This window comes from Reyranella sp. GW821-FHT14A01, assembly GCF_058803965.1.
This window is the reverse complement of record NZ_JBXAPM010000019.1, coordinates 18,095-40,074: the sequence shown is the minus strand read 5'-3', so window position 1 is coordinate 40,074 and position 21,980 is coordinate 18,095. Positions and strand designations below refer to the sequence as shown.

The window sequence follows — 21,980 nt, the reverse complement described above, 5'->3', positions numbered from 1 at the left end:
TGGCTTGGCTTATCGCCTTGGCGAGCCTGCCGGCGCGCGCCGAGACGCCCGATGCGGCGCTGGCAAAGCTGATCGACGAGGCGAAGGCGGCCGCTTCTGTGCCGGGCGCCTGTGCGCAGCCCGGTCTCGACCGGCTGGTGCGCCTCTTCTGCGACGGCAAGTTCCGCATCGGCGTGCGCGAATATTATCCGCTGTTCGGCACCCGCGAGGGCAATGTCCGGTCCGGCTACGATGTCGACGTGGCGCGCGAGCTGGCAAAGCATTTCGGCGTCGAGCCGGTGTTCACGCGGGTCAACGCCGCCAGCCGTATCCCGCTGCTCGCCGACGACAAGATCGACCTCACCATCGCGACCATGGGCCACAATACCCAGCGCGACACCCAGGTTCGCTTCATCCGGCCGCACTATTATCAGTCGGAAACGATCATCGTCGGGCCAAAGGGGCTCGCGATCCGGGACTGGCCCGATGTCGCCAGCCGCACGATCTGCGTCACCATCGGCAATGGCTCCAACGCCCAGATCGTCTCGCACAATGCCCGCCTGATGCTGTTCGACGAGGCCGGCGTGCTGCCGGACAAATTGCGCGAGGAGACCTGCGTGCTGGCGGCGCAGGACGACAGCTTCTTCGATTTCTACTTCACCGAACCCGCTTTCGCGCGAGCCTACGACAAGAAGTTCGGCTTCGCGCAGCTTCCCTGGGGCATGGCGGTGGCGCTGAGCGGCAGCGACAAGCTCGCCCGGGCGCTCGACCTGACCAGCCAGATCTTCCATCGCGACGGGATCTTTCTCGACATCGCGAAACAGAATCGCATCGGCCTGGGGTTCCTCGAACGCCAGCACGCGGTCTGGAACCGGCCCGACTGCAACACCGACACCGGCACCGCCAATCCCGCCTGCGTCCTGCCGGCGTTGAGCGCGGTGCTGGCGCCGACGCCCTTTGCCGGCGAGGTGACGGCCTTCGAGACCTGGCTCGAGAAGAATACCGGCATTGCCATTCAATTGCCGATGTTCAAGACCATGCCGGCCTGGCAATTGTTCAGGGCCGGCATCATCAACTCGCTGGTTCTGGTTGCAGGCGCGCTCGTGGCGACCCTGCTGTTCGCCCTGATACTGGGCGCGCTGCAAAGCTCGCACTCGTTCCTGCTGCGCTGGCCCGCCCGCGCCTTCACCATCGTCCTGCAATCCTCGCCGGTCGTGCTGACGCTCGTCATCTCCGCCGCCGTGGCGCTGGCGCTCTTTCCTTACTCTTCGGCGGTTGCGATCGGTGCGGCCATCGTGGCGCTGGGCCTGATGAACGGCGCCAACGCCGGTCAGGCCATCGCCGAGGCGATGCACACCTTGCGGACCGAAAGGGGAGGGCCGCCTGCACCCACCGTCGAACTGTACGGCCGTGCGGTCAGTCGCTCGGCGACACAGATCGTCTCCTTCCTCGTTAACGCCGCCAAGGGCACGCCGATCGCCAGCTTCATCGGCGCGCCGGAGCTTCTGAGTGCGCTCACCGACATCACCTCCTTCGCCAGCGGCCGGGCCACGACCTATTCGCTGCTGCTGGTCTTCTATGTCTGCGTGGTGATCGTCGTGGTCTGGCTCTGCGACAGGCTGCGGGTCTGGCTCGAACGCCGGCAGATGGTGACGGCATGACCAGGATATCGCCGGACTTCGTGCCGCAGCTCCTCGCGGGCATGGCGGTCAACTTCGAGATCGCGGCCATCGCGCTGCTGATCGGCCTCGCCGTCGGCGGGCTGCTCACCCTGGCGAAGCTGGCAGGCGGCGTGCGCGGCGCGGTCGCCACGACACTGATCGGCCTGATGCGCGCGGCACCGACCTTCGTCGTCATGTTCTTCCTGCTGAACATCATCCCGTCCGACGCGACCCTGTACGGTGTCCATGTCGCACCGTCGGGGATCATGACGGTGGCGCTGTCGCTGGTGCCCTATGCCGCGGCCTATGTCGCCGACAATGGCCGCGAGGCGCTGCGCCAGCTGCGCGACGGCTCGCCGCTCGGCGCGCTGCTCTTCCTGCCCAACGTGACCCGCGCCTTCTTCGTGCTGGTCATGTCGTCGAGCGCCGGCGCCGCGATCGGCGTTCCCGAGGGCATCGCGGTCATCCTGCGCGAGGCCGAGCTGATGCCGACCCTGGGCGACAAGATGGTCCTGTTCGCTATCGGCATCCTCTGCTTCGGCGTCACCCTGCAGGCGGGATTCGCGTTGATGCGGGTGCTGCAGCGCCATCTCGGCCGCCTCGCGCTGCGTGCCCGCGAGGGGTAGTCTCCCCGACAAGAAATGCGGGAGGAAGACATGAAGATTTCACGGCGGCGCACGCTGGGCGCGGCGGCAGCCCTGACCCTGGCGCCCGGGCTTGCTCCAAGACTGGCGCGGGCGCAGGCCTATCCCTCCAAGCCGGTGCGGCTGATCGTGCCCTATTCGGCCGGCGGCGGCGCCGACACGACGGCGCGGCTGATCGCGCCCAAGCTGCAGGAGGCGCTGGGCCAGACGATCGTCATCGAGAACAAGCCCGGCGCCGGCGGCATGATCGGCGACGAGATCGTGGCCAAGGCGACGCCCGACGGTCACACCTTGCTGATCGGGGCTTTTGCCCATGCGGTGAACCCGGCGCTGTTCCCGAAGATGCCGTTCCGCACGCCCGAGGATTTCGCACCGATCTCGCTCCTGGTGACGGTGCCGGAGCTGATGGTCATCACGCCCTCGCACCCGGCGAAGACCGTGGCGGACCTGCTGGCGCTGGCCAAGGCCGAGCCCGGCAAGCTCTCCTATGCCTCGTCGGGTAATGGCAGCGCCCAGCATCTCGCGGCCGAGCTGTTCAAGATGCGCACCGGCACCGACATCCAGCATGTGCCCTACAAGGGCGGTGCGTTGGCGGTGGCCGACGTGGCGGCGGGCCATGTGCCCTTCTATTTCGGCAACATGAGCGCGGCGCTGCCGCAGGCGCGCGGCGGTCGCGTGCGGCCGCTCGCCGTCACCAGCGCGGCGCGCTCGCCGGCCGCGCCCGAGGTGCCGACTCTCACGGAAGCCGGCGTGCCCAACTGCGAGATCTCGGAATGGAACGCCCTGATCGCGCCGGCCGGCACGCCACCGGCGGTGATCGCGCGCCTGCATACGGAGATCGCGAAGATCATGCGGACCGAGGAGATGAAGGCGAAGTTCGCCGATCTCGGTGCCGATGCGATCGGCTCGACGCCCGATGAACTCGCCGCCTTTCTGCGCGCTGAGATGACCAAATGGGCCGAAGTCGTGAAGGCCGCCAACATCAAGGTCGAGTAGTCGAATGACCGGCAGCGTGCGTTACGATTCGGTATTCAAGCCCGGCCTGTTCGACGGCAAGACCGTCATCGTCACCGGCGGCGGTTCCGGCCTCGGCCGCTGCACTGCCCACGAGCTGAAGTCGCTGGGCGCGCGCGTGGCCCTTGTCGGGCGCACGATGGAAAAGCTCGAGAGGGTGAAGGAGGAGCTGGGCGATCCCGACACCTTCATCTTCCCGGCCGACCTGCGCCGCGAGGACGAGGTGAAGGAAGCCATCGCCGGTGTGATGGGCTGGAGCGGCGGCCGTATCGACGGGCTGGTGAACAATGCCGGCGGCCAGTTTCCCGCGCCGCTCAAGGACATCTCGCTGAATGGCTGGAACGCCGTCGTCGCCAACAACATGACCGCGACGTTCCTCGTCTCCAAGACGGTCTATCTGGCGTCGATGGAGGCGCAGGGCGGTGTCATCGTGAATGTCGGCTCCGATTTCGAACTGGGGAATCCCGGCATGGCCCATAACGGTGCCGCGCGTGCCGGCCAGACCAACTTCACCTACAGCGCCTCGGTCGAATGGGCGCATTCCGGCGTCCGCGTGAACTCCGTCATTCCGGGCTTCATCGCCTCGTCGGGCTTAGACCGCTATCCCGAGCGTGCGCACGAGGTGCTGCGTTCGGTGAAGGACCGTATTCCCGCCAAGCGTCACGGCACCGAGTCCGAGATCGCGGCGGCCATCGTCTATCTGCTGAGCGATGCCGCCGCCTACATCAGCGGCGCCACGCTGCGGGTCGACGGCGGATTGCACAACTATGGCAAATCGACCTTCTACCAGGTGCCCGATCACAAGAAATCGAAACCCTTCAATGGCTTTCCGCTCTACCGGCCGCCGAAGGTCCTGGAGTAGGGTAGCGCCCCCTAACCCAACAACGGAGGAACCGATGCGTATCGCCCGAGTGATGTGCGGCCTGATGGCTGCAGCCGGAATCGCCGCCTTCTCCTTTTCCGCCCAGGCCCAGAGTCCAACCGCGAAGGCGTCGCTGAAGGATGCCACCGGCAAGGATGTCGGCACCGTCCAGCTCATCCAGACGCCGCACGGCGTGCTGCTCAAGATGGCACTGAAGGGCGCCGTTCCGGGTGAGCATGCGTTCCACATCCATGCGGTCGGCAAGTGCGAGGCGCCGTTCACCAGCGCCGGCGGGCATTTCAACCCGGCCTCGAAGAAGCACGGCATGGAAGCCGCCGAAGGCTCGCATGCCGGCGACATGCCCAACCTGCACATCCCGGCCAACGGCGAGCTGACGATCGAGATCGCCAATCACATGGTCTCGCTGGCCAAGGGCCAGCCCAATTCGTTGTTCGATGCGGACGGTTCGGCGCTGATCATCCATGCCGGCGTCGACGACTACAAAACCGATCCGACCGGCAACGCCGGCGACCGCATCGCCTGCGGCGTCATCACGGAGTGACCTGAGGACTTCGTCCGCACCGGCGGGCGAGGGCGCGTATTTCTACCTGGAGCTGATTGAATGGACCTGTCTCGTTTTCCGCGTCGCATCTACACCAACGCGCCCACGCCCATCGAACACCTGCCGCACTTCACCAAGGCGCTCGCCGCCAGCTGCCCCGGCGGCGTCGGTCCCGAGGTCTGGATCAAGCGCGACGACATGCTGGGTCTGTTTCCCGGCGGCAACAAGACGCGCAAGCTCGAGTTCCTGGCGGGCGATGCGATCGCCCAGGGCTGCGACACGCTCGTCACCTGCGGCGCGCCGCAGTCCAACCATTGCCGCATCACGCTCTCGGCGGCGGTCAAGGAAGGTCTGAAGTGCCGCTTCGTGATCGAGGAGCGCGTTCCCGGCTCCTACAAGAAGGAGGCCGGCGGCAACAACTTCATGTTCGAGCTGATGGGCGTCGAGGCGATCACGGTCGTTCCCGGCGGCACTAATATGGGCGAGGCCATGTCCAGGGTCGCCCAGGAAGTGGCCTCGCTCGGCCGCAAAGCCTATGTGATTCCCGGCGGCGGCTCCAACGCCGTTGGCGGCCTGGGTTATGTGGCCTGCGTGCAGGAGATGCAGGTTCAGTGGATGGACATGGGCTTTTCGCCCGACGCGGTGGTGGTCGGTTCGGGCAGCTCGGGCACGCATGGCGGCATGGTCGCGGGCTTCCTCGGCAACAACATCAAGGTGCCGCTGATCGGCGTCGGCGTCAGCCGCGATCCGGCCGACCAGGAGCCGCTGGTGCTCAAGGAAGCGCAGGCGGTCATCGACCTGCTGGGCCTCGGCATCAAGGTGCCGGCCTCGGCGGTAAAGAGCTTCGGCGGCTACTGGCAGCCGAAATACTCGGTGCCCAATAAGAAGATGGTCGAGGCGGTGCAGATGCTGGCGCGCACCGAGGGCATCCTGCTCGACCCGGTCTATACCGGAAAGATCATGGCCGGCCTGATCGGCCTCGCGCGCCAGGGCCATTTCAAGCCGGGCGCCAAGGTGCTGTTCATCCACACCGGCGGTCTGCCGTCGCTGCACGTCTACGAAGACGTGGTGCTGGGCCGCACCGAACTGGCGGACTAGGCAACATGACGACCCATCCCGCACTCGCCGCCGGTCGCGTCGCCGTCATCACCGGAGGATCGAGCGGCATCGGCCTCGCGGCCGCCCGCCGCTTCGCGGCGATGGGCATGAAGGTTTGTCTGGCCGATCTCTCGGCTGAAAGACTGGAGACGGCGGTCGCTGAGGTTGCCGCCGTTGCGCCGCAGGGACGGGACTCCGTCCTCGCGGTGCCGACCGATGTCAGCGATCTCGCGCAGGTGCAGGCGCTCAAGGATCGCGCCTACGCCGCGTTCGGCGAAGTAGCCGTATTGATGAACAATGCGGGAACCGCGCCGGGCGGCGGTCCGTGGGACAACATCGATCGCTGGCGGAAGGTGCTCGAGGTCAATCTCTGGGGTGTCATCAACGGCGTGCAGACCTTCGCGCCGGCGATGCTGGCGCAGAAGACTTCCGGCGCCATCGTCAACACCGGCTCGAAGCAGGGCATCACCTGTCCGCCCGGCGACACCGCCTACAATGTCAGCAAGGCCGGCGTGAAGGTGGTGACCGAAGCGCTGGCCCACAGTCTGCGCAACGAGTCCGGCGCGCTGATCTCCGCGCATCTCCTGATCCCGGGTTCGACCTTCACCGGCATGACCAGCCGCGGCCGCACCGAGAAGCCGGCCGGTGCATGGACGCCCGATCAGGTGATCGACATGCTCGTCGAGGGCATGGCGAAGGGCGACTTCTACATCCTCTGCCCGGACAATGAGGTCACGCGCGACACCGACAATCGCCGCATCCTGTGGGCCGCGCGCGACATCGTCGAGAACCGGCCGGCCCTGTCGCGCTGGCATCCCGACTACAAGGAAGCCTTCGAAGGCTTCCTGAAAGCGCCGGACGTTCGATAGCGAGAGCAGGCGTTCGCAGCCGCAACAATTTCTGCAGATCGGCGGGTGCGCAGAACGATTTGTTCGCAGGCGCACACCAATCGATGAACCCGTTTCATTGACCCTGCAACGCGTCACCGTCACCCTCGGGGCATGATCCTCTCTCCATTGATCTGCCGGTGTTGGCACTGACGCGCGACGCCCACTGAATTCCAACAATTCGTCGAACCCAGCGCCCTGCTTCCCGCAGCGGCGAACGGAGAAGTCATGCTTAAACGACGTACCCTGATCGCCGGCCTCGCCGGTGCCACCGTTGCGGCGCCTTTTGTCGTGCGCGCCCAGGACGCCTATCCCAATAAATCCGTGAAGATCGTCGTGCCCTGGCCGCCGGGCGGCGGCGTCGACCTCTTCGCGCGCGTGATCCAGGCGCCGCTCGGCGCCCAGCTCGGCCAGACCGTCATCGTCGAGAATATCGGCGGCAGCTCAGGCCGCGTCGGCACGCTCGCCGCCTCGCGCGCCCAGCCGGACGGCTACACCTTCGCGCTGGTCAACGACACGTTCGCGGCGACCGAGGCGTTGCCGCTTCCGGGCTCGCCGCCGCTCTATCCGTCCTTCGCGCCGGTCTCGCTGGCGATCTCGGGCCCGCAGGGCCTGTTCACCCATCCGCGCTCCGGCTTGGCCACGGCGCAGGACTTCGCCGCGGCGGCCAAGGCCAATCCGGGCAAGCTGAATGTCGGCGTGCCCGGCCTCGGCAGCAGCCAGCATCTCACCAGCGAATTGCTGATGCGGGCCGCGGACAATCTGCGCGTGACTCATGTGCCCTATCGCGGCGGCGGGCCGGCCCTGCAGGACCTGATCGCGGGCAACATCGACGCCGTCGTCGTCACTTTCGCCGCCGGTGCCCAGCAGGCGCGCGCGGGCCAGCTCGTGGCGCTCGCCGTGACCAGCGCGAAACGGTTCCCGTCCTTCCCGAACGTCCCCACCGCCGGCGAAACCATTGCGCCGGGCTTCGCGCAGGAGACCTGGCAGGGATTGCTGGCGCCCAAGGGAACGCCGGCTACCGCGCAGGCGCGCATTCACGCCGCGCTCGCGACCGTGCTGAAGGACAAGGCGGTCTCCGATCGCCTGGCCGAACTCGGCTTCGATCCCGTCGGCCTCGACGGCAAGGAATTCGGCAAGCTCTTCGACACCACGGTCGACACGTTTGCCGGCATCGCCAAGGAAAAGAACATCGCCGCGGGCGACTAAAGCCCACTGATCGGACGGGCCGGCTCCTTCGTATGGAGAAGGAACCGGCCTGATGCCGGGAAGGGATGGGCTGGAATGAATGCCGCTTCGGTCGCCGGGAAGCGCGCCGCACAGGCGAGCTTTGCCGTGGCCGGGATCGTGCCGGTCGCCGCCGGCCTGTGGGGCGTGTTTCACCCGTTCGCAGGTTCCGTGGGGTCGCTGCTGAACCATGGCCGCTATCTGTCGGGCTTGCTACTCGCCATCGGGCTCGCCTTCTGGGCTGCGATCCCCGACATCGAGCGGCGGACGACGTGCATCCGCGTGCTGACGGCGGTGGTTGTCATTGGCGGCTTCTGTCGCCTGCTGGGGGTGATGATGGGCGATCCGTTGTCGCCGTCCGTGGCCGGAGCGCTCGCGATGGAGCTCTGCGTCACGCCCTTGCTGTGCTTCTGGCAGTCGCGGCTGGTGCCGCGCGGGCAAAGAAAAACGGGAGGCGGATGAACCGCCTCCCGTCGTTTCCAATCTGAGCTTACTTCTTCACCAGCGGGCAGCCACCGTCCGCGGTCGGACGGAAGGCCTCGGCCGCCGGGATGACGGCGCGCTGCTTGTAGTAGTCCCACGGGCCCTTGCTCTCCGCCGGCTTCTTCACCTCGAAGAGATACATGTCGTGGATCTTGCGGCCGTCGGCGCGGACGCTGCCCTTGCCGAACAGCACGTCGTCGGTCGGCAGTTCCTTCATCTTCGCGACCACGGCGGCGCCGTCGGTCTCGGCCTTCAGCTCATGCACGGCCTTGAGGTAGTGCATGACCGCGGAATAGACGCCCGCCTGGACCATGGTCGGCATGTTGCCCTTGTTGGCCGCGGCGAACTCCTTGGCGAAGGCGCGGTTGGCGTCGTTGCCGTCCCAGTACCAGGCCTCGGTGAAGATCAGGCCCTGCGCCGCCTTCAGGCCGAGCGCGTGCACGTCGGTGATGAAGACCAGCAGGCCCGCGAGGTTCTGGCCGGCCGAAACGATGCCGAACTCGGCCGCCTGCTTGATGGCGTTGGTCGTGTCGGCGCCGGCATTGGCCAGGCCGATGATCTTGGCCTTCGAGGCCTGCGCCTGCAGCAGGAACGAGGAGAAGTCCGAGGTCGGGAAGGGATGGCGCACCTTGCCCACCACCTTGCCGCCGTTCTTGACGACGACCGCCTCGGTGTCGCGCTCGAGCGCATGACCGAAGGCGTAGTCGGCCGTCAGGAAGAACCAGCTGTCGCCGCCCGTCTTCACGATGGCCTGGCCGGTTCCGTTGGCCAGCGACCAGGTGTCGTAGGTCCAGTGGATCGTGTTGGGCGTGCAGTCCTTGCCGGTGAGGTCGGACGAGGCGCCGCCCGAAACCAGCAGGACCTTGTTCTTCTCCTGCGCGATCTTGTGGACGGCCAGCGCGACCGACGAGGTCGGCACGTCGACGATCGCGTCGACTTTGTCTACGTCGAACCACTGGCGCGCCACGTTGGCGCCGACGTCGGGCTTGTTCTGATGGTCGGCGGCCAGGATCTCGATCTTGTCGTGGCACTTGTTGGCCTTGCAGAAATCCTCGACGGCCTTGCGGGCCGCCCAGACCGAGCCCTGGCCCGACAGGTCGGCATAGGTGCCGGACCGGTCGTTCAGCACACCGATCTTGATGGCGCCGTCGCCATACTGGGCCTGCGCCGACGTCGCGCTCAACCCGAGCGCCACGACGGCCGCTGCCGCGCTCCAAAGTCCATACCGCATTGAAACCACTCCCTATGCAACTCCCCTGATGGGCAGACCCTAGTCAGGGCGTCTACCCGTTTCCACTGTTGAATCGTTCTGCAACCGGGGCAGGGGCGGCTCGTTTCGGTTTCATGAGACGTGCGGCCAAAATCCTGGCCTGGATGGCCGGCATCCTGTTCGGCCTCGTGGTGATCGCCGCCGGGGCGGTCTATTTCGTTGCGACCTCGGACTATCTCCGCGGCCAGCTCGAAAGCCGGGCCAGCGATTTCACAGGGCGCAAGACGCAGATTGCCAAGGTCGCCGTCGACTGGGGCTGGACCGCCAACGTCAAGCTGGAGGGCATTGAGGTCGCCAATGCCAAGTGGGGCAAGGCGCCTTACATGCTCAAGGTCGAGCAGGTCGATTTCGACATCCGCCTGTGGCCGCTGCTGGGCGGCAACCTCGTCCTGCCACGGCTTGTGCTGCGCAAGCCCGAGGTCCAGGTCGAGACGGGCGACAAGGAACAGCTCAACTGGAGCATGGACGAAACGCCGGTCGTGACCGGCACGGCCAAGGCGCTGGAGCCTGACAACCGGTTCGACGCGCCGGTGATCGGCAAGCTGGAGATCACGGAAGGCAAGCTGGGCTACCGCGATCCCAAAGCGCAAACTGGAACTGGACGGCACGGTCTCGACCGCGACCGGCAAGGCGGAGGACGAGGCCCAACTGCTGCTCAAGGGCAAGCTCGAAGGCCAACCACTCGAAGTGAAGTTCATCGGCGGTTCGGTGCTGATGCTGCGCGACACCGAGCAGCCTTATCCGCTCGACCTCAACGTGAGCTTCGGCGGCACCAAGTTGAAGGCGAAGGGAACCGTGCAGGATCCCTTCCAGTGGACCGGCGCCAATGTCGATCTCACCCTCTCCGGTCCCAACCTGTCGGAGATCTATCCGCTGCTCGGCATCCCGGGCCCGCCGACGCCGCCCTACACGATCACCGGCAAGCTCGACCGCGACCCGGGCCTTTGGAAGTTCGTGCAATCCAAGTGGCGGGTCGGCGAGAGCGACTTGACCGGCGAAGTCATCATCGACGAGCGCAAGAAGCCGCAGTTCCTGACCGCCAAGCTCGTGTCGCAGAAGCTCGTCTTCGAGGATCTGGCGCCGCTGGTCGGCGCGACGCCGGCCCGCAAGACCAACGTCTCGGCCAAGCAGGCCCAGACGCAGGCGCAGCTCGAGGCGACCGGCGATCTCTTCCCCAACGTGCCGCTGCACGTCGAGAAGATGCGCGCCATGAACATGGACGTGACGCTCGACGCCAAGCGGGTGATCGCGCCGCCTTGGCTGCCGGTGCAGGCGCTCGCGTTCCGTGTCCTGATTCAGGATGGCAATGCGACGGTCAAGCCGCTCACTTTGTCGGTCGTTGGAGGCGGCGCAATTGCCGGCGAACTCGGCATCGACGCGCGCACCGACGATCCCAAGGTGAAGGCCAACCTCAGGGCGACCGATATCGAGTTGAAGAACTTCTTCCGCGAATCGCGCTACTTCGACGCCACGCAGGGCAAGATCCAGGGACGCGTGTCTCTCGCGGGCAATGGCCGCTCGCTTGCCCACGTCATGGGTTCGGCAAACGGCTACATGGCTTTCGCGCTGGGCGGCGGGTCGGTCAGCAGCCTGATGGTGAGCCTCGCCGGCCTGCAGATCTTCGATGCGCTGGTGATCTATGTGACCGGCGACAACCGTATCCCCATCAAGTGCGCGGTGGGCCGTCTCAACTTCCAGCAGGGTAACGTCGTGTTCGACCGCACCCTGCTCGACACCCAGAAATCGGTCCTGCACGTGAAGGGACAGCTCTCGCTCAAGAGCCAGGCCCTGAAGGCCGAGATCGATGCCGATCCCAAGAGCTTCGATCTGCTCGACCTGCACGGGGCGGTGATGATCGAGGGCAAGTTACGCACGCCGCAGATTTCGCTCGGCCGGGTCATTCCCATTCCGACGCCCGTCTTCGGCAACGCCAAGGACGTGCCCTGCGCGGGTCTTACCCAGGAAATGCTTTCCGCGCCCTAGCTGTCCTCCGCCCCGCGGGGAATGAATGCTTGCCGCCGACCCCTCAAGCGCCCATCTATGAAGGGTATTCGGCGACGTCTGCGTCGGCGCCTCCAAATTCCGAAAGCATCCGACGATGCATCGAAGCGCCAGACGAGGATGCGACATGACCGTTCAACGTAAAGCCGAACCGCCGCGTACCCCTATCGCCGTGCTGACTCCGGAAGAGGAGGTCACCTTGCGGCGGGTCGCTTTCGGCCAGTCGGATGTGCGGGCAATGCGTGCCCAGGACCTGACCCGGCTGCGCAATCTGCGCCTGATCAAGGACAGCAAGGACGGTCCGTGCCTTACGGACAGCGGACGCCAGCGCTTCGACGAACTGCCGAAGGCGATGTTGATGGACAAGGGGCCGAAGGACCTGATGTCGGCGATGACGAAGGTCTTCAAGGCAAATTAGCCGGAGAGACCACGAGCGCCCAAACGAAAGGCCCCGCACCTTTCCGGGTACGGGGCCCTGTTCGCCTTGCCGCTCCCGTCCGCACGCCCCAGTACATCCGTGGTGGCACGCAGGAAAGGAGGGCTACCGCCGTTGCCGGCGGCGCGGGTTACGCTGCGACCTTGAGGTTTTCCGCCGCAAGCTTGCCGCTCTTGCGATCGGCAACGAGTTCGAACTCGAGCTTCTGGCCCTCGCTCAGCATGCTCATGCCGGCGCGCTCGACCGCGCTGATGTGCACGAAGGCGTCGGCGCCGCCATTGTCCGGCTGAATGAAGCCGAAGCCCTTTTGAATGTTAAACCACTTCACGGTTCCCGTCGTTGTCATGGGAGACCCCTTTGCTGATATCTGGATATGCAGGACCGTACGCCGTCTCCGCATTTGAACATGCGGAAACACGCTGGAGCCTGTCGAAATTGCACTGGCTTTCGGGATCAAGTGTCGTGGAGCGGGCCGCTGGAACATTGCCTGCGGGCGCGGACCAAATCAGATGTCCGTGTATCGACGAGGCTCATATGGTCCTTTGTTCGGACACTATCAAGGACCAAATATAACTTGGTCGCCGCCCCGTGGGCGGACGACGGAGGTATTCATGCAACCTCACTCTACCGCCAATTCCGTCGATGCCGAGCTGCGCGCTGCCGCCGCTTTGCACGCGCGCCCTTGCGTGCGGCAGAGCCTCTGGCAGCTCGCAACGTCATTCGGGCCCTTCCTGGCAGGCTGCGCAGCGATGTACGCCGCTTGTGGCATTTCCCCGTGGCTGGCCCTCGCGCTCGCCATACCCACGGGGGCGTTCATGGTGCGGGTCTTCATCGTCCAGCATGATTGCGGCCATGGCTCGTACTTCGTCTCGCGCCGCGCGAATGTGATCGTCGGCCGTCTGTGCAGCCTGTGCACCTTCACGCCCTTCGCGAGCTGGAGTCGCCAGCACGCTCAGCATCATGCCGAGTGGAACAATCTCGATCGCGGTGATCGCGGCAGCGACATCTATTCCTCTTGTCTCACGGTGCGCGCCTATATGGCACTGTCGCGCCGCCAGAGGTTCTTTCACCGGCTTGTCCGCCATCCGCTGATCGCCAACTTCCTTCTGCCGCCCCTGGTGTTCGTGCTGCTCTACCGCCTGCCGTTCGACACGCCGCGCGCGTGGGTGCGCGAGCGCCGCTCGGTCCTGCTCACCAATGCGAGCCTCGTTGCCTTGTTCGCGATGCTCGTCCTGCTGCTGGACTGGCGCGATGTATTGCTGGTGCACTTGTCGATCATGGTCGTCGCGTCGATCCTCGGCGTGTGGCTGTTCACCTTGCAGCATCGCTTCCCCGGCGCGCAGTGGAGCGGCCGCGGCGCGTGGCGCTATGTCGATGCCGCGATGGACGGATCGTCGTGGTTCGATCTGCCGCTCGTCCTGCGCTGGTTCACCGGCAATATCGGCTTCCATCATGTCCATCATCTCAATCAGCGCATTCCCAACTACCGGCTTCCGGCGGCTCACGAAGCAGCCCAGAGCGTGCGCGCCGTTCCGCCCCTCGGCCTGCGCGCGGGTCTCGGCGCGCCGCGGTTGACCCTGTGGGACGAAGCGTCGAGCCGCCTCGTTCGCTTCTGCGACGTGGCGCGGCGGGAGACGCAAGCCTGATCTTGCTTTAGCTTGGGGCCCTCACAGAGGAGCCCCGGTTCATATGTCTGTCCCTCACGGCCCGCTTCAGGGCGTCAAGGTCGTCTCCTGCTCCACCGCGCAGGCGGGCACCGTGCCCTGGATGCTGATGGCCGATCTCGGTGCCGACGTGATCAAGATCGAATCGCCGCAGGGCGGCGACCCGTCGCGCCGCATGACCGTGCTGCCGGGCATGGGCAGCACCTTCTTCGAGGCCAACAATCGCGGCGTGAAGAGCGTCACCCTCAACCTCAAGAGCGAGGAAGGGCGGGAGATCCTGCGCAAGCTGGTCGCGAAGGCCGACATCTTCGGCCAGAATTTCCGCCCGGGGGCGGCCGAAAAGAACGGCTTCGGCTGGGAGGAGCTGCGCAAGGTCAACCCGAAGCTCGTCTATGTCTCGATCTCGGGTTACGGCCCCAACGGCCCGCATGCCCACCTGCCCGGTACCGATTCCATGGCGCAGGCACTGGGCGGCATCGCCGAGGCATATTCGTCTGCGGGCCAGAAGATGAAGACCGGTGTCGTGTCGGTGGCCGACGAGACCTGCGCGATCCTGACGTTTGGCGGCGCGCTGGCGGCGCTGACGCATGCGCGCACAACGGGTGTGGGCCAGAAGATCGACCTGTCGCTGCTCGGCGGCCAGATCCGGCTGATGGGCTGGACGCTTCAGACGGCAATGTGGCGCGACCGCAATCCGGTCACCGGCCAGGCGCGCATCACCGGCACTCGGGAGCGGCCGGGCATCAGCGCGAGCTTCGACGACCGCGACGGCAAGCCGCTGGTCTTCCAGCTCGTCGGCCCGGAGAACTGGAAGGACGCGATGTCGTCGCTGGGCTTCTACGAGCACCTGGTGAAAGCGGGCTTCGCCGATCTCGGCATCATCATCGACAACGACGCCAAGCGCACCAAGCTTCTGGCCACGCTCGACGGCCTGTTCGCGACCGGCACGCGCGAGGACTGGGTCGCCCGGCTGCGCGGCGCCGACATCGTCTCGGCGCCGATCAACACCTTGCTCGAAGCCTCGAACGATCCGGACGTCGTGGCCAACGGCTATGTCACCGAGGTCGAGTATCCCAAGCTCGGCAAGAAGCTGAAGGTGCACGGCACGCCGTGGCAGTTTTCCGAGACGCCGGCCAAGCCCGGCATCGCGCCGGAGCTGGGCGAGCATAACGACGCGATCCTGGGCGAGCTGGGCTACGATGCGGCCAAGCTCGCGGACCTGCGCGCGCGCAAGATCATCTGATCCACAGAGGAGGCTCCGATGTCCCGTCCGCCTTTGCCGCCCTTCACCGAGCAGACAGCCATCGAGAAGGTCCGCCTCGCCGAGGATGGCTGGAACAGCCGCGATCCGGCGAAGGTCGCGCTCGCCTACACGCCGGACAGTCGGTGGCGCAATCGCGCGGAATTCATCAATGGCCGGGAGGCCATCGAGGCCTTCCTCAAGCGCAAGTGGGCACGGGAACTCGACTACCGCCTGATCAAGGAGCTCTGGACCTTCGCCGGCAATCGCATCGCCGTCCGCTTCGCCTACGAATTCCACGACGATAGCGGCACCTGGTTCCGCGCCTACGGAAACGAGAACTGGGAATTCGACGCCGACGGGCTGATGAGGCGGCGCCTCGCCAGCATCAACGAACATCCGATCGCCGAGACGGACCGCAAGTTTCACTGGCCGCTGGGCCGCCGGCCCGACGACCATCCCGGGCTCAGCACGTTTGGCTTCTGAGCGGCGGCTTCTGATCAGACCTTGCGGGCGACGAGCTGCACGCCCGTTGCCGGATTGCCGTGCATCGTCGTGAGGTCGATTCGCTTTTGGCTTATCGGCTCGAAGCCTGACAGCCAGCCCAGCATGTGATCGGCGGCGTGATGGCGCACCACGCCGCCGTCGCCGGTATCGAACGTGCCGTAAGGTCCGAGGCTGGCGCCTTCGGCATAGCGCGCGCGATTGCGATCATCGTCCTGCAACGGCATGTCGCTGATGAACAGGACGCCGCCGGGTCGCAGCAGCCGGTGAATCTCCCGCAATACGGCCGCCTGCTCGTCGTCGCCAGCGATGCAGGTCAGGACCGCCAGGATCATTACGGCGTCGAAGCTGCCGTCCGGTTCGTCGAGCAAAGGGCGCTCGATGTGGCGCAGGTCGAGGCCCGGCTGTTCGCGCCGGCCGCGCGCCACCATCTCGCGGGAGAAGTCGATGCCGACCGTATTGGTGAAACCAAGGCTCGCGAGTTGCGCCAGGCTGCGTCCGTAGCCGCAGCCATAATCGAGGATCCGATCGCCCGGACGGAGCGCCGCCAGGAAATCGTCGCTCAGCGGATGCGTAAAAGTCTTGCCGGCGCCGCGATCCCAGTAGCCGCTCTGGTCCGGCATCTCACCACTCCTGCAATGCATCGATGCACGGCACCCTAGCGCTTTTCTCCCGATGACGCCGCGTGCGTGTTCCTCTAGGCTTCGCTCAACGCAGGGGAAAACCCGCGACTGAAAAGCGTCTGGAGGAAGCAAATGGTTCGTTCGATCACGCGTCGCCGTGCGTTGCAGAGCGTTGCCCTGGGCGGTCTTGCCGCGCCGATGCTCAATATCGTCACCGCCTATGCCCAGAGCGGCGCCTTCAACTGGCAGCGCTTCAAGGGCCAGACGGTCGAGGTGCTGATGGAGACCGGCCCGCGTGCCGATCTCATGAAGAAGCACCAGAAGGAATTTCTGGACCAGACCGGCATCAAGCTCGGCATCGAGGTCATTCCCGAGCAGCAGGCGCGCCAGAAGGTGGCAATCGAGCTGAACTCGGGCAAGCCGAGTTTCGACCTCTTCAACTTCGCCTTCCACGTCCAGAAGCGCCAGTTCGAGAAGGCCGGCTGGCTGCTCGATCTCACCGACTGGGTCAAGGATCCGCAGATGATGCCGGCCGAGTACGAGCTGGGAGACATCTCCAAGCTCGGCATGAGCTTCGCCACCACGTCGGACGGCAAGATCAACGCGCTGCCGATCCTCTGCGACTACTTCATGGTCTATTACAACAAGGAGCTGTTCGCGAAAAAGAACGTCCAGTTCCCCAAGACGCTCGACGAGATGATGGTCGCCGCCGCGGCCCTCAACGATCCGTCGGCCGGCGTCTCGGGCTTCGTGGGCCGCGGCGTGCGCAACGCCAATGTCGTGCTGTGGACGCAGCTCCTCTCGGGCTGGGGCCAGGAGACGGTCACCGGCAAGCCGCTGCGCCTCATCACCGATTCGCCCGACGCCATCGCCTCGGCCGAATACTACAAGAAGCTGCTGTCGTCCTACGGGCCGGCGGGCATCGCGGGCTTCAACTGGAACGAGGCGCAGGGCCTGTTCATGCAGGGCAAGGCCGCCATGTGGATCGACGCCACGGGCTTCGCCGCGCCGGTCGAGGACAAGACCAAGAGTCGCGTCGCCGGCAAGGTGGGCTACGGCCTGCCGCCGTCGGGTCCCAAGGGCCACGGCTCCGTGACTTTCGGCAGCGGCATGGCGATCCCCAAGGCCGCCGCCCGCAAGGAAGCCGCCTACTATACGATGCTGTGGATGACCGGCCGCACCATGGCCGGCCGCATGCTGCAGGTCGGCGGCGGCATCCCGTTCCGGACCGCGCCGCTCAAGGATCCGGCGATCCTGTCGACGCTCACCATCCCGCGCGAATGGGCCGACTGCGCGGCGGGCTGCGCGCCGATCAGCATGCCCGGCCTGCCGGTGATCGTGCCGGTGACCGAGTTCCGCGACGTCATCGGCACGGCGCTGACCAACCTGCTGGGCGGTGCCGATCCGGCGACCGAGATGAAGCGCGCCACGGCCGAGTTCAAGCCGGTCCTCGACAAGAGCGAGGCGAGTTAACGACGAAGTCGTTTATCCCGAGCGGAGCGAGGGACCCTTGGCGGGCGTAGAGTCTACAATAGCGGCAGGGACGCGGACGGCGGGCGAACGCCGCCTGCGTCCCTATCTGCTCTTCATCTGGCCGGCCCTGATCGTCAGTTCCGCGGTGATCATCTTCCCGTGGATCTTCACGATCTGGATGAGCCTCAACGACTGGCACATCGGCAGCAAGCAGGTCTTCATCGGCCTCGACAACTACATCGCGCTGGCCAGCAACCGCCGCTTCCTCGAATCGATCGGCCACACGGTCTACTTCACCATCCTGGCCGTCGCGCTGCCGATGGTGCTGGGCACGATCTCCGCGCTGGTGTTCCACAAGAAATTCCGCGGACGCGGCTTCTTCCGCACTCTGTTCATCATGCCGATGATGGCGACGCCGGTGGCGGTGTCGCTGGTCTGGACCATGATGTTCCATCCGCAGCTCGGCGTGCTGAATTACTTCCTGAGCCTGGTCGGCCTGCCGCCCTCGGAATGGGTCTATTCGCCCAACACGGTGATCCCGAGCCTGATCCTGGTCGAGATCTGGCTGTGGACGCCCTTCGTCATGATCATCGTCCTGGGCGGCCTCGCCTCGCTGCCGACCGAGCCCTATGAGGCGGCGCTGATCGACGGCGCCAGCCAGTGGCAGATGTTCTGGAAGATCACCTATCCGCTGGTGCTGCCGTTCCTCGTGGTGGCGCTGATCATGCGCACCATCGACGCGCTGAAGGTCTTCGAGACCATATGGGTGATCTGCAACGGCGGACCGGGCACATCGTCGGAGGTGCTGAACGTCTACCTCTACGCCCAGGCCTTCGCCTACAACCAGGTCGGCACGGCCTCGGCCGTCGTCGTGGTGTTCTTCGGCATCATCGTGGCGCTCTCGCTGATCCTTCTCTGGGCGCGCCAGAAGGCCAAGTGGAACTGACCCGATGGCCCTGACGCTTCGAACCAAGCGCAAGATCCGCAAGGTCGTCGACAAGGTGGCGCTGGCGGTCTCGGTCGCCGTGCTGCTGGCGCCGTGCCTGTTCGTCTTCTTCTGGATGCTGTCGCTGTCGCTCAAGTACGACATCGACAACACCGCCTGGCCGCCGGTCTTCTGGCCGACCGAACCGACCCTCGAGAACTTCGCCAAGGTGTTCGAGGAAAGCCCGATGTTCCTCTACTTCTGGAACTCGGTGCAGGTCACCGGCTCGGCGACCTTGGTTGCGCTGCTGCTGGGCGTGCCGGCGGGCTACGGCATCGCCAAGGCGCGCGCCCACAAGATGGCGGCGGTGCTGCTGCTCAGCCGCATGACGCCGGGCCTGTCCTACCTGATCCCGCTCTTCACGCTGTTCCAGGTGCTGGGCATGATTGGCACGGTCTGGCCGATCGCGCTCACCCACATGGTGATCACGCTTCCCATTGTGGTCTGGATCATGATCGGCTTCTTCGAGACGCAGCCGCACGAGCTGGAGGAGGCGGCGCGCATCGATGGCGCCACGCTGTGGCAGGCCTTCCGCTATGTCGCGCTGCCGCTCGCCCGGCCGGGCATCGTCGTCGGAGCGATCCTGGCGTTCATCTCCTCGTGGAACAATTTCATCTTCGGCGCCGTCTTCGCCGGCCGCACCACGCGCACCATGCCGGTCGCGGTCTACAACATGCTGACCTTCGAGAGCTTCGCCTGGGGCCCGCTCGCCGCCGCGGCGATCATCGTGATGCTGCCGGTCATCGTGCTCACGATCATCATCCAGAAGGAGATCGTGCAGGGCCTGTCGGCGGGCGGCGTCAAATAGCGCCGGCCGCTACCGGCGCTCCGACGACCAGGGGAAGTTCACGTAACGGTCGCGCGTGTCGTAGCAGATGTTGCCGTACATCCTGAGATAGGCCGTGCGCCGCGCCGGATCGCGATAGACGCTGCCGGGATCGGCAACGTCGGCTTCGTATTGAGCGATGTTGGCCAGCGTGAGCGCACTCGGGAGAATATCCATCGCCTGCGGGATGCTCTTGCCTTCGAGCCAGTCGGCGGCGTGCTGGCCCAACGCATAGGCGAAGATCGGGGAGGCGAGGCTGATGCTCGCCTTGTAGGGGCCGCCCTTCTTGATCTCGGCGACCGCCTCGGGCTCGCCGTCGATGCCGCCCAGGAACTGGTCGGGCCGCGCCTTGCCGGCCGCCCGCAACGCTTCGAGCGCGCCCAGCACGACCGTATCGGCGCCCAGCACGACGTCGACATTGGGATGGGCGAGCAGGATGGTGCGCATCGCGGCGTTGCCGCCGGCCTTGTTCACCGTCTGGGGCGAGAGATCGGCGACGATGGTCACGCCCGGCATGTTCTTCAGGGCGTCGCGCATCGCCACGAAGCGCGGTGCCAGGAATTGAAGACTGTCGTGCGTCAGCAGGACCACGTTGGCGCGGCCGCGCAGGCGATCGCGGATATACGCGGCCGCCGCATCGCCCAGCACCTTGCCGGTGAGATACTGCGGCGCGTTCAGGATCTCGGTCGCAGGCGGCGGCACCACGGCGCCGACATAGGCGCCCGACCAGATGAGCTGCTGCAGGCTGGGCGCAAGAGACGCCGGATCGACAGGCGCGGTGACCACGGCGCCGATGCCGTCGGCGCGGAACTGCTGGACCTGCTGGATCATCAGGGCGGCATCGTTGCGCGCGAGGGCGATGCGATAGTCGAGGCCGCGATCGCGGGCCGCCAGCGCCAGGCCGCGGGCGACGCCCTGGATGAACTCGCGTTCATTGTCCTGCCCAGCACCTTGCGAAGTCCCGGCGGCGGCGTGCAGGCGGGTGCGTTGGCATTGAACGGTGGGAACACGGTCGGCACCACGATGCCTTGCGGTCCCGGCGGCGGCGGGCTTTGCGCAAACGCGGGCACGCTACCGGCCAGCAGGCCAGCCGCCAGACACGCCACAAGCATCGCAGGCAGGTTTCGCCCCGAGATCATGTTGTCGCTATTGTTCCCCCAGACTCAGGAACTGTAGGTCAGTCCGGGGAAAGCGGAAAGATCAGTTGAGCGGCCATTCCCGGCTGTCGCGTCAGGTATCGCACCTCCGCGTGCATGTTCTGGGCGATGCCCTTCACCACGCGCGTGCCGAGTCCGGTTCCCTTGGCTGGTCCGCCTTCCTGGCGTCCGATGCCGCTATCCTCGACGATCAGTTCGCCTCGCCCGTCAGGCAGCCGGCTGAGGCGGATACGAACCTCGCCGGTACCGTCCGGATAGGCGTACTTGAAGGCGTTGGTGACCCATTCCGCGACGATCACGCCCAGGTTCACGCTGGCATCGGTGCGCAGCTGCAGCGGCTCCAGCTCGTGGCGCAGCGAGATACCGCCATGACCCTCGGCCCGCATCGATGTTTCCAGATGCTCGACCAGGCTCGCCAAATACTCGCTGAGCTCCACGAAGCGAACGTCGCCCGAGCTGTAGAGACGCTTGTGGACCAGCGAGATGGCGAGGATGCGGGCCTGCGTCTCGTCGAGCGCGGCGCGTGCCGCCTGGTCGGTCAGCGCGTTGGCCTGCAGCTTCACCAGCGAGGCGACGAGCGTCAGGCTGTTGGCGACGCGATGGTTGACCTCGGCCAGCAGGACCTCGGCGCGGTCGCGAGCGAGGGCCAGGTCCTTCGTGCGGCGCGCCACGCGATCCTCGAGACTGGAGGCGAGCCGGCGGACCTCGTCGCGGGCCTGCGCGATCTCGCGTGCGTAGCGCAGCACCATGAAGGTGACTCCGGCGACCACCAGGATGATGACGAGGCCGCCGGTGATCGAGACCCAGCGCAGCAGGGCGGCGTTTTCCTGCTGCTCGGCGATGCCCTCCGCCAGCCGGCTCTCGGCGGTCCGCACGATGCCCGAGAGGAAGACGTTGGCCTCGTCCATCAGCGCCTTGCCGCGATTGGTGCGCAGCAGCGCCAGCGCCTCGGCATCGCGCAGGCTCGACTTCAGCGCGACCGTATCGTCCATCTCCTTGATCTTCTCGGCCACGACGGACGCCAGCCGTCGCATCATCGGCTCGGCCTCCGCGTCGGTGGCGAGCGCCTGCTTCAGCGTTTCGACGTGACGCTTGGCCTGGACCTTGGCGCTGTCATAGGGCGCGAGATAGATCTCGTTGCCGCTCACCAGGAAGCCGCGCTGGCTGGACTCGGCGGTCTGCAGCGCGCTGCGTAGCTCGACCGCGGCCGTGCGCATGATGCGTGCCTCGGTGACGAGGGCGAAATAGACCCGCGCCCGCTCGCCCAGCCAGATGGTCGACCCGACGATACCGACGAGCGTCAGCAGGCCGACGCCCAGCAGGAGGATCGTGGAGGTGACGACGAAGCGACTGGAAATCGGCATGGATCGAACAGCCGATGCCC

Annotated in this window: 22 protein-coding genes and 1 pseudogene; 18 read left to right on the top strand and 5 right to left on the bottom strand. The window is 66.0% G+C overall.

The window, feature by feature from the left end; translation table 11 throughout:
• Positions 1–17: 17 nt before the first annotated feature.
• The 9 genes from AC1ROX_RS27410 (at position 18) to AC1ROX_RS27370 (ending at position 8,396) form a co-directional block, all read left to right on the top strand.
• Entirely contained in the window at positions 18–1,640 is a 1,623-nt protein-coding gene (locus AC1ROX_RS27410) for a transporter substrate-binding domain-containing protein (RefSeq protein ID WP_493131283.1), read from the top strand.
• Positions 1,637–2,266, top strand: a complete 630-nt coding sequence (locus AC1ROX_RS27405) for an ABC transporter permease (protein WP_493131281.1) — start codon at positions 1,637–1,639, stop codon at positions 2,264–2,266. The genes AC1ROX_RS27410 and AC1ROX_RS27405 overlap by 4 nt, the downstream gene beginning before the upstream one ends.
• Positions 2,267–2,296: 30 nt before the next feature.
• A complete protein-coding gene (locus AC1ROX_RS27400; protein WP_493131280.1) occupies positions 2,297–3,280 on the top strand; it encodes a tripartite tricarboxylate transporter substrate binding protein in 984 nt (327 codons plus the stop codon).
• Positions 3,281–3,284: 4 nt separating this feature from the next.
• The gene (locus tag AC1ROX_RS27395) at positions 3,285–4,160 is read left to right on the top strand and encodes an SDR family oxidoreductase (RefSeq protein WP_493131278.1); all 876 of its coding nucleotides are present in this window, start codon (positions 3,285–3,287) and stop codon (positions 4,158–4,160) included.
• Positions 4,161–4,194: 34 nt separating this feature from the next.
• Complete coding sequence (locus tag AC1ROX_RS27390; RefSeq protein ID WP_493131276.1) at positions 4,195–4,722, top strand: superoxide dismutase family protein; 528 nt, start codon at positions 4,195–4,197, stop codon at positions 4,720–4,722.
• A gap of 60 nt (positions 4,723–4,782) precedes the next feature.
• A complete protein-coding gene (locus AC1ROX_RS27385) occupies positions 4,783–5,820 on the top strand; it encodes a D-cysteine desulfhydrase family protein (protein WP_493131274.1) in 1,038 nt (345 codons plus the stop codon).
• 5 nt (positions 5,821–5,825) lie between these two features.
• On the top strand, positions 5,826–6,689 hold the full coding sequence (locus tag AC1ROX_RS27380; protein ID WP_493131272.1) for an SDR family NAD(P)-dependent oxidoreductase: 864 nt from the start codon (positions 5,826–5,828) through the stop codon (positions 6,687–6,689).
• A gap of 246 nt (positions 6,690–6,935) precedes the next feature.
• A complete protein-coding gene (locus tag AC1ROX_RS27375) occupies positions 6,936–7,916 on the top strand; it encodes a Bug family tripartite tricarboxylate transporter substrate binding protein (protein ID WP_493131270.1) in 981 nt (326 codons plus the stop codon).
• A gap of 75 nt (positions 7,917–7,991) precedes the next feature.
• Positions 7,992–8,396 (top strand): DUF4345 domain-containing protein, encoded by a 405-nt coding sequence (locus AC1ROX_RS27370; protein ID WP_493131268.1) that lies wholly within the window; start codon positions 7,992–7,994, stop codon positions 8,394–8,396.
• Positions 8,397–8,424: 28 nt separating this feature from the next.
• On the opposite strand, the gene AC1ROX_RS27365 is transcribed toward AC1ROX_RS27370, so the two are convergent.
• The gene (locus AC1ROX_RS27365; protein WP_493131266.1) at positions 8,425–9,648 is read right to left on the bottom strand and encodes an ABC transporter substrate-binding protein; all 1,224 of its coding nucleotides are present in this window, start codon (positions 9,646–9,648) and stop codon (positions 8,425–8,427) included.
• Between the two features lie 113 nt (positions 9,649–9,761).
• Here AC1ROX_RS27365 and AC1ROX_RS27360 point away from each other — a divergent pair.
• The 3 genes and pseudogenes from AC1ROX_RS27360 to AC1ROX_RS27350 form a co-directional block, all read left to right on the top strand.
• Positions 9,762–10,091 (top strand): annotated as a pseudogene (locus tag AC1ROX_RS27360) (AsmA family protein); the annotation flags it as partial.
• A 283-nt stretch (positions 10,092–10,374) separates the two neighbouring features.
• Entirely contained in the window at positions 10,375–11,670 is a 1,296-nt protein-coding gene (locus tag AC1ROX_RS27355) for an AsmA family protein (protein ID WP_493131264.1), read from the top strand.
• A 145-nt stretch (positions 11,671–11,815) separates the two neighbouring features.
• Positions 11,816–12,106: a hypothetical protein gene (locus AC1ROX_RS27350; RefSeq protein ID WP_493131262.1), complete on the top strand. Its 291-nt coding sequence runs from the start codon at positions 11,816–11,818 to the stop codon at positions 12,104–12,106.
• 148 nt (positions 12,107–12,254) lie between these two features.
• Here the strand turns inward: AC1ROX_RS27350 and AC1ROX_RS27345 are convergent, their stop codons facing one another.
• Entirely contained in the window at positions 12,255–12,470 is a 216-nt protein-coding gene (locus AC1ROX_RS27345; RefSeq protein ID WP_493131260.1) for a cold-shock protein, read from the bottom strand.
• Positions 12,471–12,735: 265 nt separating this feature from the next.
• On the opposite strand from AC1ROX_RS27345, the gene AC1ROX_RS27340 reads away from it, so the two are divergent.
• From AC1ROX_RS27340 to AC1ROX_RS27330, 3 genes are read left to right on the top strand one after another with little or no spacing between them, the layout of a single operon-like run.
• Complete coding sequence (locus AC1ROX_RS27340) at positions 12,736–13,770, top strand: fatty acid desaturase family protein (RefSeq protein WP_493131258.1); 1,035 nt, start codon at positions 12,736–12,738, stop codon at positions 13,768–13,770.
• Between the two features lie 43 nt (positions 13,771–13,813).
• The gene (locus AC1ROX_RS27335; RefSeq protein WP_493131256.1) at positions 13,814–15,031 is read left to right on the top strand and encodes a CaiB/BaiF CoA transferase family protein; all 1,218 of its coding nucleotides are present in this window, start codon (positions 13,814–13,816) and stop codon (positions 15,029–15,031) included.
• A gap of 18 nt (positions 15,032–15,049) precedes the next feature.
• Entirely contained in the window at positions 15,050–15,514 is a 465-nt protein-coding gene (locus tag AC1ROX_RS27330; RefSeq protein ID WP_493131254.1) for a nuclear transport factor 2 family protein, read from the top strand.
• A 14-nt stretch (positions 15,515–15,528) separates the two neighbouring features.
• Here AC1ROX_RS27330 and AC1ROX_RS27325 read toward each other — a convergent pair whose 3' ends face one another.
• Positions 15,529–16,155 carry a class I SAM-dependent methyltransferase gene (locus tag AC1ROX_RS27325; protein WP_493131252.1) on the bottom strand — a complete coding sequence of 209 codons (627 nt, stop codon included), beginning with the start codon at positions 16,153–16,155 and terminating at the stop codon, positions 15,529–15,531.
• Positions 16,156–16,287: 132 nt separating this feature from the next.
• Here AC1ROX_RS27325 and AC1ROX_RS27320 point away from each other — a divergent pair, with 132 nt between their 5' ends.
• The 3 genes from AC1ROX_RS27320 to AC1ROX_RS27310 are packed head-to-tail and all read left to right on the top strand — an operon-like array spanning position 16,288 to position 19,421.
• Positions 16,288–17,628 carry an ABC transporter substrate-binding protein gene (locus AC1ROX_RS27320; protein WP_493131250.1) on the top strand — a complete coding sequence of 447 codons (1,341 nt, stop codon included), beginning with the start codon at positions 16,288–16,290 and terminating at the stop codon, positions 17,626–17,628.
• 37 nt (positions 17,629–17,665) lie between these two features.
• Positions 17,666–18,574, top strand: coding sequence for a carbohydrate ABC transporter permease (locus tag AC1ROX_RS27315; protein WP_493131248.1), 909 nt, complete (start codon positions 17,666–17,668; stop codon positions 18,572–18,574).
• Positions 18,575–18,578: 4 nt separating this feature from the next.
• Complete coding sequence (locus AC1ROX_RS27310) at positions 18,579–19,421, top strand: carbohydrate ABC transporter permease (protein WP_493131246.1); 843 nt, start codon at positions 18,579–18,581, stop codon at positions 19,419–19,421.
• Between the two features lie 9 nt (positions 19,422–19,430).
• Here the strand turns inward: AC1ROX_RS27310 and AC1ROX_RS27305 are convergent, their stop codons facing one another.
• Together AC1ROX_RS27305 and AC1ROX_RS27300 are read right to left on the bottom strand one after the other, a co-directional pair.
• Entirely contained in the window at positions 19,431–20,333 is a 903-nt protein-coding gene (locus AC1ROX_RS27305; RefSeq protein WP_493131422.1) for a sugar ABC transporter substrate-binding protein, read from the bottom strand.
• Positions 20,334–20,616: 283 nt separating this feature from the next.
• The gene (locus tag AC1ROX_RS27300; RefSeq protein WP_493131244.1) at positions 20,617–21,960 is read right to left on the bottom strand and encodes a sensor histidine kinase; all 1,344 of its coding nucleotides are present in this window, start codon (positions 21,958–21,960) and stop codon (positions 20,617–20,619) included.
• Positions 21,961–21,980 lie beyond the last annotated feature (20 nt).

Excerpts from the sequence above, each read along its gene's own strand:
- AC1ROX_RS27400 (WP_493131280.1), top strand. The coding sequence starts at position 2,297 with ATGAAGATTTCACGGCGGCGCACGCTGGGCGCGGCGGCAGCCCTGACC.
- AC1ROX_RS27310 (WP_493131246.1), top strand. The coding sequence starts at position 18,579 with ATGGCCCTGACGCTTCGAACCAAGCGCAAGATCCGCAAGGTCGTCGAC.
- AC1ROX_RS27320 (WP_493131250.1), top strand. The coding sequence starts at position 16,288 with ATGGTTCGTTCGATCACGCGTCGCCGTGCGTTGCAGAGCGTTGCCCTG.
- AC1ROX_RS27350 (WP_493131262.1), top strand. The coding sequence starts at position 11,816 with ATGACCGTTCAACGTAAAGCCGAACCGCCGCGTACCCCTATCGCCGTG.
- AC1ROX_RS27325 (WP_493131252.1), bottom strand. The coding sequence starts at position 16,155 with ATGCCGGACCAGAGCGGCTACTGGGATCGCGGCGCCGGCAAGACTTTT.
- AC1ROX_RS27385 (WP_493131274.1), top strand. The coding sequence starts at position 4,783 with ATGGACCTGTCTCGTTTTCCGCGTCGCATCTACACCAACGCGCCCACG.
- AC1ROX_RS27365 (WP_493131266.1), bottom strand. The coding sequence starts at position 9,648 with ATGCGGTATGGACTTTGGAGCGCGGCAGCGGCCGTCGTGGCGCTCGGG.
- AC1ROX_RS27335 (WP_493131256.1), top strand. The coding sequence starts at position 13,814 with ATGTCTGTCCCTCACGGCCCGCTTCAGGGCGTCAAGGTCGTCTCCTGC.
- AC1ROX_RS27340 (WP_493131258.1), top strand. The coding sequence starts at position 12,736 with ATGCAACCTCACTCTACCGCCAATTCCGTCGATGCCGAGCTGCGCGCT.
- AC1ROX_RS27300 (WP_493131244.1), bottom strand. The coding sequence starts at position 21,960 with ATGCCGATTTCCAGTCGCTTCGTCGTCACCTCCACGATCCTCCTGCTG.
- AC1ROX_RS27330 (WP_493131254.1), top strand. The coding sequence starts at position 15,050 with ATGTCCCGTCCGCCTTTGCCGCCCTTCACCGAGCAGACAGCCATCGAG.
- AC1ROX_RS27390 (WP_493131276.1), top strand. The coding sequence starts at position 4,195 with ATGCGTATCGCCCGAGTGATGTGCGGCCTGATGGCTGCAGCCGGAATC.
- AC1ROX_RS27375 (WP_493131270.1), top strand. The coding sequence starts at position 6,936 with ATGCTTAAACGACGTACCCTGATCGCCGGCCTCGCCGGTGCCACCGTT.
- AC1ROX_RS27370 (WP_493131268.1), top strand. The coding sequence starts at position 7,992 with ATGAATGCCGCTTCGGTCGCCGGGAAGCGCGCCGCACAGGCGAGCTTT.
- AC1ROX_RS27380 (WP_493131272.1), top strand. The coding sequence starts at position 5,826 with ATGACGACCCATCCCGCACTCGCCGCCGGTCGCGTCGCCGTCATCACC.
- AC1ROX_RS27405 (WP_493131281.1), top strand. The coding sequence starts at position 1,637 with ATGACCAGGATATCGCCGGACTTCGTGCCGCAGCTCCTCGCGGGCATG.
- AC1ROX_RS27345 (WP_493131260.1), bottom strand. The coding sequence starts at position 12,470 with ATGACAACGACGGGAACCGTGAAGTGGTTTAACATTCAAAAGGGCTTC.
- AC1ROX_RS27395 (WP_493131278.1), top strand. The coding sequence starts at position 3,285 with ATGACCGGCAGCGTGCGTTACGATTCGGTATTCAAGCCCGGCCTGTTC.